This is a genomic window from Streptomyces sp. NPDC050433 (genome assembly GCF_044458565.1).
Lineage (GTDB): Bacteria > Actinomycetota > Actinomycetes > Streptomycetales > Streptomycetaceae > Streptomyces.
This window is the reverse complement of record NZ_JBITIB010000040.1, coordinates 57,453-69,213: the sequence shown is the minus strand read 5'-3', so window position 1 is coordinate 69,213 and position 11,761 is coordinate 57,453. Positions and strand designations below refer to the sequence as shown.

General features: G+C 68.7%; 13 protein-coding genes and 1 tRNA gene. 11 read left to right on the top strand and 3 right to left on the bottom strand.

Going from position 1 to position 11,761, the window contains the following annotated elements; translation table 11 throughout:
• Positions 1 to 241 precede the first annotated feature (241 nt).
• A complete protein-coding gene (locus ACIBLA_RS34130; RefSeq protein ID WP_363239934.1) occupies positions 242 to 1,210 on the top strand; it encodes an ATP-binding cassette domain-containing protein in 969 nt (322 codons plus the stop codon).
• Positions 1,211 to 1,215: 5 nt separating this feature from the next.
• Entirely contained in the window at positions 1,216 to 2,106 is an 891-nt protein-coding gene (locus ACIBLA_RS34125; protein ID WP_363239933.1) for an ABC transporter permease, read from the top strand.
• A 56-nt stretch (positions 2,107 to 2,162) separates the two neighbouring features.
• On the opposite strand, the gene ACIBLA_RS34120 is transcribed toward ACIBLA_RS34125, so the two are convergent.
• Positions 2,163 to 2,280: transfer RNA gene (locus ACIBLA_RS34120), tRNA-OTHER, on the bottom strand.
• Between the two features lie 152 nt (positions 2,281 to 2,432).
• Here ACIBLA_RS34120 and ACIBLA_RS34115 point away from each other — a divergent pair.
• Both ACIBLA_RS34115 and ACIBLA_RS34110 read left to right on the top strand, forming a co-directional pair.
• Complete coding sequence (locus ACIBLA_RS34115) at positions 2,433 to 2,894, top strand: GntR family transcriptional regulator (protein ID WP_399200852.1); 462 nt, start codon at positions 2,433 to 2,435, stop codon at positions 2,892 to 2,894.
• Entirely contained in the window at positions 2,891 to 3,463 is a 573-nt protein-coding gene (locus tag ACIBLA_RS34110) for an HD domain-containing protein (RefSeq protein WP_399200851.1), read from the top strand. The genes ACIBLA_RS34115 and ACIBLA_RS34110 overlap by 4 nt, the downstream gene beginning before the upstream one ends.
• Here ACIBLA_RS34110 and ACIBLA_RS34105 read toward each other — a convergent pair.
• Together ACIBLA_RS34105 and ACIBLA_RS34100 are read right to left on the bottom strand one after the other, a co-directional pair.
• Entirely contained in the window at positions 3,451 to 3,924 is a 474-nt protein-coding gene (locus ACIBLA_RS34105) for an NUDIX domain-containing protein (protein WP_399200850.1), read from the bottom strand. The two genes, ACIBLA_RS34110 and ACIBLA_RS34105, sit on opposite strands and share 13 nt — an antisense overlap.
• Positions 3,925 to 3,926: 2 nt before the next feature.
• Positions 3,927 to 4,685: a helix-turn-helix domain-containing protein gene (locus tag ACIBLA_RS34100; RefSeq protein WP_399200849.1), complete on the bottom strand. Its 759-nt coding sequence runs from the start codon at positions 4,683 to 4,685 to the stop codon at positions 3,927 to 3,929.
• Positions 4,686 to 5,300: 615 nt separating this feature from the next.
• Between ACIBLA_RS34100 and ACIBLA_RS34095 the strand changes: the two genes are divergently transcribed.
• The 7 genes from ACIBLA_RS34095 (at position 5,301) to ACIBLA_RS34065 (ending at position 11,706) form a co-directional block, all read left to right on the top strand.
• Positions 5,301 to 5,594: a hypothetical protein gene (locus ACIBLA_RS34095; protein WP_399200848.1), complete on the top strand. Its 294-nt coding sequence runs from the start codon at positions 5,301 to 5,303 to the stop codon at positions 5,592 to 5,594.
• Positions 5,591 to 5,932, top strand: coding sequence for a hypothetical protein (locus ACIBLA_RS34090; RefSeq protein WP_399200847.1), 342 nt, complete (start codon positions 5,591 to 5,593; stop codon positions 5,930 to 5,932). The genes ACIBLA_RS34095 and ACIBLA_RS34090 overlap by 4 nt, the downstream gene beginning before the upstream one ends.
• The gene (locus ACIBLA_RS34085) at positions 5,929 to 6,807 is read left to right on the top strand and encodes a hypothetical protein (protein WP_399200846.1); all 879 of its coding nucleotides are present in this window, start codon (positions 5,929 to 5,931) and stop codon (positions 6,805 to 6,807) included. The genes ACIBLA_RS34090 and ACIBLA_RS34085 overlap by 4 nt, the downstream gene beginning before the upstream one ends.
• Positions 6,807 to 7,652, top strand: coding sequence for a phosphoadenosine phosphosulfate reductase (locus tag ACIBLA_RS34080; protein WP_399200845.1), 846 nt, complete (start codon positions 6,807 to 6,809; stop codon positions 7,650 to 7,652). Before ACIBLA_RS34085 ends, ACIBLA_RS34080 begins: the two co-directional genes overlap by 1 nt.
• Before the next feature lie 43 nt (positions 7,653 to 7,695).
• On the top strand, positions 7,696 to 7,920 hold the full coding sequence (locus ACIBLA_RS34075; protein ID WP_399200844.1) for a hypothetical protein: 225 nt from the start codon (positions 7,696 to 7,698) through the stop codon (positions 7,918 to 7,920).
• Between the two features lie 238 nt (positions 7,921 to 8,158).
• Positions 8,159 to 9,580 (top strand): hypothetical protein, encoded by a 1,422-nt coding sequence (locus ACIBLA_RS34070; protein WP_399200843.1) that lies wholly within the window; start codon positions 8,159 to 8,161, stop codon positions 9,578 to 9,580.
• Positions 9,580 to 11,706, top strand: coding sequence for a hypothetical protein (locus ACIBLA_RS34065; RefSeq protein WP_399200842.1), 2,127 nt, complete (start codon positions 9,580 to 9,582; stop codon positions 11,704 to 11,706). The genes ACIBLA_RS34070 and ACIBLA_RS34065 overlap by 1 nt, the downstream gene beginning before the upstream one ends.
• The last annotated feature ends 55 nt before the right edge of the window (positions 11,707 to 11,761 follow it).

The window sequence follows — 11,761 nt, the reverse complement described above, 5'->3', positions numbered from 1 at the left end:
TGCAAGCGCGAGGGTTTCGAGGTCTGTCGTCACAAACGGACCAACGAGACCCTCGCTTCATGCACACGACCACGACTTCGGACTTACTCATCTAGCCCGTCGGCGGCCCGGCCTCCTGACGAGGCCGGGCCCGCCGCGTCGGTCCGGATGGGTGCGCCCAAGATGCCGCGCGGGGCACCTGGCGCTTGACTGGACGCGCCGATCGCGGACGGAGGCCCGAGGAAGGGGGACGATGACGGCGATGACGGCACCCGAACGTCCCGCCGACGAGGTCATCCGTACCTCCGTACTGCGCAAGGTCTACCCCAAGGCGGACTTCGCGGCGGTCGACGGGATCGACCTGAATGTACGCCGGGGGGAGATCTTCGGGCTGCTGGGCCCCAACGGCGCCGGGAAGACCACCACGGTGGGCATGCTGACCACGCGTGTGGTGCCCACCTCGGGCTCCGCCTGGATCGGGGGAACCGACGTCGTCACCCAGCCCACCCTGGTCAAACAGGTCATCGCCGTGGTCAGCCAGCAGAACACCCTGGACCGCTCGCTGACGGTCCGGGAGAACCTGTACTTCCACGGTCTGCTGTTCGGCATGTCCCGTGGCCGCTCGCGGCTGCGGGCCGACGAACTCCTGGAGCAGTTCAAGCTGGCCCGGTGGGGCCGCTCCTCGGTGTACGCGCTGTCCGGAGGCATGGCGCAGCGGCTGCTGGTGGCACGGGCGATCTTCCACCGGCCCGCGGTGCTCTTCCTGGACGAGCCCACCGCGGGACTGGACCCGCAGGGCCGGATCGCGCTGTGGGAGGTGCTGGACGATCTGATCGCCGACGGCCAGACCATCCTGCTCACCACCCACAACATGGAGGAGGCCGACCACCTCTGCGACCGGGTGGCGATCATCGACCACGGCCGGATCCTCGCCCTGGACACACCGGCCGCGCTCAAGCGCAGCCTGGGCGCGGACGCCGTCGTCACGGTCGCCACCAGCGGCAGTGCCGACGCGCTCGCCGACCGGCTGCGCCACGACATCGCGGGTGTCGTCCGTACGCGACTGGTCGACGGCGGGGTCGAACTCCAAGTGAAGGGGACCGACCGGCTGCTGCCGAAGGTCGTACGGAGCGCCGAGTCCGGCGGCTTCGACCTGGTCGATCTCTCGATCAAGGAGAGCACTTTGGAGACCGTCTTCATCAGCCTCACGGGCAAGGAACTGAGGGACTGATGGCCGTGGCCGGGGCATCCCCCTCCGAAGAGCGCCGGGCCACCTCGCCGGGCAGTATCCGTCCCGGCCGGTCGGCCGCCGCCTCCAGCAGGTCGGCGCTGTCCGCGCTGATCCGGCGCGACCTGACCGTACTGGGGAAGAACTTCGGTGAGTTCGTCGGCCGGACCGTGATGCAGCCGTTCCTGCTCGTCTTCGTCTTCCTGTACGTCTTCCCGAGCATCGGCCAGGGCATCGGCTCCGGCGGCGGCGCGGGTGGCGAGTCGGACTTCGCCACGGTCCTGGTCCCCGGAGTCGTCGCCATCGCCATCATGTTTCAGGGCATCCAGTCGGTCGCCATCCAGATGTCCCAGGAGTTCGGCTTCACACGGGAGATCGAGGACCGGGTCCAGGCGCCCTGCCCGATCTGGCTGGTGGCGGTGGCGCGGGTGCTCTCCGGCGCCGCTCAGGGCCTGATCTCGGCGGTCATCGTGTTCCCGATCGCCGCAGTGGTGCACGCGCCGGGCGTCCATCCGAGGTTCAGCATCGACTGGCTGGTCGTGCTCACCCTCATCCCGCTGTCCTGCATCGCGATGACCTCACTCGGCCTGCTGCTGGGGACCAGCTTCGAACCACGGAACATCGGCGTGATGTTCGGCTTCGTGATCCTGCCCCTGGTCTTCCTCGGCGGCACCTACTACCAGTGGACCAAACTGGCCCCGGTGGAGGTGGGCGGCTTCCACTGGCTCCAGGTGCTCGTGCTCGTCAACCCGCTGATCTACATCACGGAGGGCATGCGCGCCGGCTTCACCGAGCTGTCCCACATGCCGCTGTACGTGATCTACCCGGTCCTGGTCGGCTTCTGCGTCCTGTTCCTGGGCCTGGGACTACGCAACTTCCGCCGCCGGGTGCTCGCGTGAGGGCGCGCGACGCAGAACCGCCCCCAACCTGCTCTCGCAGGTCGGGGGCGGTTCGTTGGCGGTAGCGGAGGGATTTGAACCCTCGGTGAGTCTCCCCACACTCGCTTTCGAGGTCTGTTCCTGCTGGTCAGAGGGTAAATCGAAGTCGTTCAGAGCCGTTCATTCCAGTCCACCGGATGTGGGAGTGAACGGTTCTGAACGGATCCGGACGGAGGTGAATGAGACCCAGATTGAGACCCCGCCTCAGGCAACGGGTGGCTCTCCACAGGGGGCCGCGACCGTGGGACGCTGGGGTGCGACGGCAGGGGCCGGAAGAGGGAGAACGAGTGTCGCAGCAGGCAAGTCCTCGGGGGACCTTCTTGCAGATCGCGGAAGCACTGAAGGTAGAGATCGCGAAGGATCCGAGCATGACGGAGCTGCCGAGGCTGGCGGATGTCATGCGTGACTATGGCGTCTCGCGCGGTCTGGCGCTCAGGGCCTTCTACGTACTGCGCGATGAAGGAGTAGCCGAGTCGGTACCGGGCGCCCGCTGGAGGGTCATCCAGGGAAGCCAGACCGTAGACCGCCGGCCGCTGGTCGAGCGCATCGCGGCGTTGGTCGAGCAGGTGGGCGTTGGATCGGAGTTTCCCAGTGCGTCGACGCTGAGCGCGCAGTTCGGCGTATCGCGGCCGACCGTGAGTAAGGCGCTGGACAAGCTGGAAGCCGCCGGCCTGCTGTCAGAGGGCGGGCAAGGCAAGGTGCGGACGGTACGAGCGTTGCCAAGCCGAGAGGAGCGTTCCCAATCTTGAGCACTACTGGACTGGTCGAGTGGGCTTACCCGATCGCTGAATCCTTGCTGGCCGAACCGCTGCCGCGCCGTTGGGCCCATTCTCAGGGGGTAGCAGAACGGTCCCGGTCGCTGGCCCCGATCCTCGGTGCCGATGCGGACCTGACGGAGGCCGCCGCGGTTCTCCACGACATCGGGTATTCGCCCGACCTCGCCAAGACTGGTTTTCACCCGCTCGACGGCGCCCGGTATTTGCGCGACGTGGCCCAAGCCGATGTGCGTCTCGTGCGGCTGGTCGCGCACCACTCGTGCGCCTGGATGGAGGCGGAAGCGCGCGGGATGCGCGAGGAGCTTGAAGAGGAGTTCCCGCGAGAGCGCCCGCACCTCGCGGACGCTCTCTGCTACTGCGACATGAACACGACTCCGGACGGGACGCCGACGAACCCCGTGGACCGGGTGAACGAGATCGCCGGTCGCTATGGCCCCGACAGCCTGATCGGGACGTTCATCCGCCGTGCCGAACCGGAGATCCTGGCCAGCACGGCGCGCGTCCTCGAACGTCTGGCCGCTGTTCAGCGTCAGCCGATGTAAGGGGACGTCCGCCCCTGCTCCATCGCGTGCTCGATGCGGAGCCGCATGGTGGGGTGGACGTCGTACGACTCCAGGTCCGCCGGTTCCACCCAACGGACCTGGGTCGTCTCGTCGCTCGTACGGATCTCGCCGCCGACCGGTCGGGCACGGAAGCAGATGCTGAACTGCTGCCGTGCCTCGCCGTCGTCGTAGAGCATCACGTGACCGGGGTCGGTGTAGATCCCCGACATCCCATCGACTTCGGCCTTGATGCCTGTCTCTTCCCACACCTCGCGCACCACGGTGTCGCTGATGGACTCGCCCACGTCGTGCCCGCCGCCGGGCAGTGCCCAGCGGCCGTTGTCCGAGCGCTGGATCATCAGCACCTGACCCGCCTCGTTCTGGACGAAAGCGACGACGGACGGGACGACCGAGTTCGCCGGCGGGGCGTCAGGGTCGTGAAGGTAGTCGATACGTCCCATGCTCAGGCTCCTGTGATGTCGTGCTCCGTTACCTGGCGACCGCCTGTCCAGGTCTGCTCGATGCTATTCGCGTACGTGTCGAAGAGACCGCCGCCGGGGAGCCGCCGCAGGTGCAGGACGGGCGCCATATACGCGCCGATGCCGTAGACGTGCGTGTTCACCAACATCTCGTCGTCGGCCCGGAAGAGCGAGTTGTAGAGCGTCGCGTCGTGGAGCCGGAAGCCGATGTCAGGGTGAGTCGAGAAGAGCGGCCGGTAGTTCACCAGAGCGTTGCGGATCTTCCCATCCATGATGCGGTGACCCTCGTCTATGCCGCGCTGCTGGACAGCAGCGCAGCCGGGATCCCCGAGCATGAGACGAACCTGCGCGCCTGCCTCCGACTTCATCCGGAGAAGGGCGAGGAACTGCGGATCCTCGGACAGCCACAGTCCGGCGTACACGAGCGCGTCGATCTGGTGCGACGCACGCCCGTACATCTCCCGCCACAAGTCGGCGGGGACCATGTGACGGTGCGGGTAGACCGTGAGGATCTCCGCCCGGCTCAGGTCGGCGGAGGTGTCGACCGCGCGGGCATCCTCCCACAGCGTCGTGACGTCGACTTTGAGCATGGACGCGGTGGCGTACTGGTGGCGCCGGTACGGCACCTTCCCTTGCGTGATCCAGCGCTCAACCGTCTTCGGGTTGACCTCGATTGCTTCTGCCAGCTGTTGCACGGTCAGCCCCTGAGCTAAGAGCGCTGAGCGCAAGCGTTCGTTGGGCATCTCCACCCCCGATGGGACGTCTTGGGATCTCTTGACGGTAGCGAGATCGGCCCGAGGTGTCCATGGATGGGGTAACCATCGCCCCTGACCTGGGGCGATTCTGATGGTGCGCCAGGAAGTTCCGGCGCGAAAGCGAGAAGTTCCGCCGACCTACTTGACGGAACTTCATGCAGTACCTGCAATAGAGGTACTGCATCGGTCGCGGTCCTCGGACTGCGAACCGGTCAACAACTCCACAGCGTGATCCACCGTGTTCTGACGGCCGTGACTGCACCGGTCGGGGCGAGTGGAGACCAGTCGAGTCCTCCTGAGGGAGGGGCGACTCAAAAGAACGGATCTGCCCGAAGGCGGGCACGCCGCGCGATGAGACCGAGAAGGCGATTCCTCGGGAGAGCGGGACTGAGGCGCAGATCCATATCGCGTACGACGGGTTGTCACCTCTCGCACAAGGTGGCCGGCGCGGCTCAGGGCCGCGCATCACGTTTACCGCCCCGATGGTCGCAAGGCCGGGTTCGACTCCCGGCCGGGGCGCTCCACCCATGAACGGCGCGGCTCCGGTGTTCGAGCACCGGAGCCGCTTCGGGCCGTTCCCACCGTCTACGAGGAGTTCGACCCATGAGAGTCATCGTTGCTGGTCATACGGCCGTTACGGCTGATGAGTTCGTTGAGCTTGCCCTGGGTACGCCGCTGGATTTGTGGCTGGGTGTCGAGGGTGAGAGCGAGATGGAGCGCGCGGCCCGCGAGGATGCGGCGCGCGACATTCTCGCGGATGACCCGTCTCTGGTGGACCGTACGAGCACGGTCGCTACGGAGACGGTCGAGGCGCTGGCGCCGGACCTGTTCAACGTCGTCACCCTGCCGCGCCACACGGCCCGTCGGGTGCGTGCGGGGAAGAGGGCCGCGGCATGAACGCTCTCGCATTCGCTGACCTGTCCGTCCCTCTGCGGGCGTTGCGCACGCTGGCAGTCGAGTTCCCGGAGCTCCCCGCGGTTGATGTGCGTCTGACGCCGATCTACCCGGACCGCTTGGAACTCGCGATCCATCACGACCTGCCCGCGTTCGAGGCGTGGCGGACCGCGCTGGGCATCAGCCCGGACGCCGTGGCCTGGCACGGGGACGCCGGGACGTTCTGGCTTGAGGGCGAAACCACGTTCGCCGGCGCCACTGTTCACCTGACGGGCTTCGCCCAGCTCGAACAGCCCGTACCGGCCCCGCCCGAGTTGGTGGCGGCGGGGGGTTCGGCATGAAGCAGACTCCGACGCTGCACCGGCAGATCGCCGCCCTGCAAGGCATTCAGTCAGGGTTGACGAAAGTGCTGGTCGCGGTCGCGGTGGTGGCGTTGGCGTTCACCGCGACGAACGTGACGCTGTTCGCGATCGACCACCACATCTCGCCGTGGATCGCCTGGCTGCTCGATCCGATGGTCGCGGTCGCGCTGGGTGCGGTGCTGATCGTGGACGGCCAGTTGTCCGAGCACGGCGTCTACCCGTCCGGGTGGGCGACCGCGCTGCGGTGGTTCGCCGGCCTGAGTACATGGCTGATGAACTGCTGGGCCGCCCTGTGGCCGACCGGAACCCCCTTCGGCGTGCCGCGCGACGTCGACCCCGCCGGGCTGCTGCTCCACTCCATCCCCCCGGTCCTGCTGATCGTTCTCGCCGAGGCCATCACGCATTACCGGCGCTCGATCCTCGCCCGGATCACGGAACTGCGCGCCCTGCTGGACACGCAGGAGACACCGGTGGACACCACCCCCGTCCACCCCGCACCCGAACCGGTATCCACCCCGTCCACCCCCACACCGGTAACAGCCCCCGCACCGATGGCTGCGGAGCGGAAAGCGCTGGTCATCTGCGGTGGCAACGCGGTGTATGCACCCGTCGTCCCCCCGGCGTCCACCCCGGACCCCGAGGACGAGCCGGCCATCTACAAACTGCCCGCCAACGAGGCGCTGAACGAGATCCGCACGTGCTGGACCAAGGGGGAGACGATCTCTCAGGCAGCGGTGAAGTCCACCCGGTCCACCTCCTACGTCCACAAGGTCTACAAGCGCCTCAACGACTCCGCAGCAGAGACCGCGGACTCCGGTGACCGGCATCTGGCGAGTGTCGGCGGTGAGCGTTGATGTCGCACAAGGACACCGAACCCGCAGAAGCCCCGGTGCCGATTCGCTCGGTGAGTTACGGCGGGGGTGTGCAGTCGACGGCGCTGTTGGTGCTCGCTGCGCAGGGCCGTATCGACTTCCGGACGTTCCTGATGGCCAACGTCGGGGACGACTCGGAGAACCCCGGCACACTGCGGTATCTGGAGGAGTACGCGAGGCCGTTCGCGGCTGAGCACGGGATCGAACTCACGGTACTGGACCGTGTCATGGTCCGCACCGGTGAGGTCCGCACGCTGCACGGCCAGCTCACCAAGGAGGGGTCCCGGTCACTGGCGATCCCCGTGCGGATGTCGAACGGGGCACCCGGTACCCGCTCGTGCACGGCCGACTTCAAAATCAAGGTCATCGGCCGCGAGGTGAAGCGGCGGGGCGCGACCAGGGCGGCCCCGGCCACGATCGGTATCGGCATCAGCCTGGATGAGATCCACCGGGCCAACAACCGGCGCTGCGAGCCGCATGAGGAGATCGTCTACCCGCTCCTTGAGCTGGGACTTCGGCGTATCGACTGTGCGCGGATCATCCGGGAGGCGGGCCTGCCCGTGCCGCCGAAGTCCTCGTGCTGGTTCTGCCCCTTCCACCGGCCCGAGACCTGGCACGACATGCGCCGCACCCAGCCGGACCTGTTCGAGAAGTCCTGCCAGCTCGAAGAACTCCTCAACAAGCGTCGCGACGAGCTGGGCAAGGACCACGTCTACCTGACCCGGTTCGGCAGGCCCCTGCGCAAGGCCATCCCCGACGGCGTCGACCTCCTGCCCGGCTTCGACCAGGCAGACGGCGCCTGCGACTCCGGATGGTGCATGACCTGATCAGCGCGCCGCCTGAACGCCTCGACCATCCAGGAGATTCATCGTGAGCAGCCAGCCGCACGCGCAGTCCCAGGGCAGCCACTTCTTCGTTCTGACGGTGGAGAAGCAGGGTCTTGCTTCGGCGACGTCCAGCGGCAGTTACACCCCGCCGCCCGGCGCGACCCGCCTGGACACCTTCAACACCCTCTACGGGGAGCTGACGGCTTCGGCCCCCACGCTGCACCGGGCAAACGTCGTCTTCTTCTCCCTCGAACCCAACCGGATCTGACCAGCCCATCAGTTCACCGAGGCCCGACCGGCGACCTCTCACAGCAATCGGTCGGGCCTCCTGTCTCCCCTAAAGGAGTGCCCCAAGCATGACGGATACCAGTACGGAAGCGGTAGCAGCCCCTGCGGCTGCACCCCCTCCCACCAGCGAAAAGACCCCCGAAACAGCCCCCGCCCCGGCACCGACTGCCGATGGAGTGGGTCACACGCCGGGGGGTTGGCCGGTGGTGCCGCTCGCGATGACTGGCGCCAACTCCACCGCCGGGCTGATCGCGACCGCTGCTCTGACCGGTGGTCCGGTGGCCGCTGCGGTCGCGGCGACCGGCGCCGCGGTCCTCGGCACGGTCGCAGCCACCCGCACCGCTCGCCAGTCCCGCACCACGCGCAAGCGCAACCCGTCACGGGTCCGCGCGGGTTCGAACTCCGGTGCGTCGCCGCGCCGCACCGGTTCGGGCGGGCTTGGTGGTGTTCCGTCGCAGTCCCGCCACTCCGGACGTCCGGGCGCGGGCGGTGGCCGCCGCGGTGGCAAGGCGCCGGCGCTGATGTCCCGTTCCGGCGGGCTCGCCACCGGTTCCAAGTCCCGCACCGGCAAGGGGTCGTCTGCCGGTGGTCGTGGTGGGCGTTCTCCGCTCGGCTCCGGGCGCACAGCGTCGGGCCGGTTGGGGCAGGTCAAGGCGTTGCGGCAAGCTCAGAAGCAGCAGTCACCGACCCGTGCCGCGGCCCGTACGCAGGGCGCGGCGGACCGTCGGAAGGTGGCCGATGCCCGCCGGGCAGCCAAGTCCGCCGCACGCACAGCCCGTTCCGGAACCAAGGGCGGCATCGGCCGTGCCATGTCAAAGGGCATGGGCCAGGTCGCGCGGATGCGCGACGCGGCGGTCGGCAAGGCCCGTGCCGCGCGTGACCGGCGCGCTCAGAACAAGGTCGACGGTAAGCGGTCGTCGGTGCGTCACGCGGCGGCCCGTCGCCGGGCTCGTTCGGCGTTGTGGCGTTCCGCGCTGCGGATGCACGGCCGCCGCATGCTCGCCGCCGCCCTGGCGACGCCGCTGGGTGTGCTCGGCATGCTCACCACCCCTTTGGGTCGCAAGCTCGGCTGGCGCTGGCTGATGCACCCCGGCCGCCGCTTCTACCGGCGCCTCATGGGTGCCGCGTGGCTGGCCCGCGAGGAGCGCGACCGCGCGATCCGCGCCGCCCTGGACGACGAAGAGGCCGCGGCCGATGCCGCGGCTGAGAACGACGACGAGCAGATCGGCGACCGGGTCGAACGCCCGGCGCACCTCATCCCGAGCACCCCCGCCCCGCAGTTGGAGGTAGTGAACGTGTCTGGATTCCGGTTCGAAGAGGCCGCGGCCGAGATGGAGAACGCCGCCCGCTCCTACGACCCCGACGGCGCCATGGAGATCCTGGCCATGGTCGAGAACCTGCCCGAGGCGCTGCGGTCGGTGGCCAACACCTTCCAGATCCTCGCTGAGCGCTCCGACTCCGAGTTCCCGCTGGAGAAGGACGTGGCGTTCGGCTTCGACGACCTCTTCCAGGCGCTGATGAACGTCGTGTCGGCTGCCGAGGACCTGGGCCCCCTGTTCCGGCAGGCCCACGAACAGGACATCGCCCGCCACGAGGACCCCCGCAACGGCCCCGAAGCCGAGAAGGGCTGGAACGTCTGATGACCACCAACACCACCACCACCAGCAACAAGACCCCGAAGAAGCAGAAGCAGCAGGACAGCACGGGGCCGGTGTGGGACTGGGCCGCCGGCCACGGACCGGTGACCGGCGCACTGTCCGCCACGACCGGGGCGTTCGCCGTCGCCACCACCGGCGCCGCCACCGGAATGCCGCCCGGCTGGGCACTCACGGCCGGTGTCGCCGGGGCGCTCGGTCACACGATCGCCGGACTGAGGGTGCGCAACGCGGGGCGCACGATCGCCACCCGCGCCGCATCCTGGCTCGTCGGCGCCGGGTGGACCACGTGGGCCATGACCACCGGCCCTCTCACCTGGGCCGCCCTCGGGTCCCTGGCCACGATCGGGATCGGCATGGGCGCCGCCGCCCGCACCGCCAGCCTCTACGAAGAGGCACGCGAGGAAGAGGCACTGGCCGCGGCGGCCCGCCAGGTCGCCGCCGAACTCAGCGCGGACCGTCGGGCCATCGCCGCGGAATGGGTCGACCGCATTCGGCGCGTGTGCGGGATCACCCTGCGCGTCCTCGCCGTAGAGATGTGGCCGACCGGGACCGGGTTCACGATCGACGCCGAACTCCCCGCCGGCGGAACAACGTACGACCGGATCGCGAAGGAATCCGCCAAGCTCAGCGCGGACGCCAACCTGCCCCACGGCTGCACCGCCACCGCCAGCCCCGGCATCCACCAAGGACGCGTACTGATCGACGTCACCACCGCCGACGTCCTGTCCGCGGAACTCACCTACCCCACCGACTACGGGCCGCTGTCCGTCTACACCGGCCTGCCGTGGGGCTACCGCACCAACGCCGAAGAGATCTGCACCTACCTGCGCGAGCAGTGCGCGCTCGTCGTCGGGCCGACCGGGTCGGGCAAGACGAACATGGTCCATGTCATCCTCGCCGGTTTCGCGCGCGCCACGGACATCTTGACGTGGGTGATCGACCTCAACGCCGGGTCGGCCGGCCTGCCCTGGGTCCGCCCCGCACTCGACAGCCAGGGGCAGACCACGAGCGGGATGCGCCCCGGTGTGGACTGGCTCGCCGGAACCTACGATGAAGCCGTCCTGATGCTGGATGCGGCGGTGAAGGTGGCCAAGCACCGCAAGATGGCCTACCAGGACCTCCTCTCCCAGGCCAACACCGACCTGCTGCCCGTGTCCGCGCAGATTCCTCAGGTCATGCTCGTGGTCGATGAGGGTGCGGAGATCCTGGCGAGCAACGACAAGCGGCTGCGGAAGCTCGGGGAGAAGATCCTCGAAGTCATCCGCATCGCCCGCGCCATGGGCATCCGCACCGTCCTGACCGCGCTCGGTGCCACCGGGTGCGTCCTCGGCAACCTCATGATCCGACGTGAAGCGAAAGTGCGCGTCGCGCTCACCGGGGGCGAGACCGAGGGTATGGACCTGGCCAAGCTGTTCCCCGGATCCCGCGGACTCAGGGTGGACCAAGCCCCGTACAAGGGCTCAGGGTTCATGGGCACCCCCGAGTCACCCGCGGCGCTGTTCAAGAACTGGCGGATCCTGCCCAACCAGATCCGCGACATCGTCGCCGCCACGTCCGACCGCCACCCCGTGCTCGACACACCCTCCGCACAAGCCGCCGGACCCGCCTACGCACGCCGCTGGGACACCAGCCGGACGGCATGGATGCGTGACCACCTCAACCCCAACCCCGTCCCCACTGGGACCGGACCGACGCCCGCAGCGTCCACGAACAGTGGCGGACTCAACCTGTCGGCGCTGCACGACACGAGCGGGAGCACGCCTGACGAGGACGCAGCGGTACGGGCGTTCATGGAAGAGGTCGACGCCCACTTCGGCAACACCCCCGAACCGCCCATCGGGGGCCGGCCGCCGGCCGCGACCGGGCTGAACCTGTCCGCCCTGCGCGACGAGGACAGCTCGGACAGCGGTCCGGCCTGGCTCGCGCAGGCGATCGAGGCGATCGAGGCCGCGGGCGCCGCGGGCATGAAACCCAAGGCTGTCGCGGACCTCGTCGGCAGGAGCCGGCAGGCCGTGCGCGACGGGCTCAAGGCCGCGGCCGAACGCGGGGAGCTGGTCTACCGGGACAACGGACCGCACTCCGTCTACGTCCACCCCGACCACGCCTGAGCGGCCACACAGCGCTACCGGCTACTGGCTACCGCCAACTTGCCACTAGCCGGTA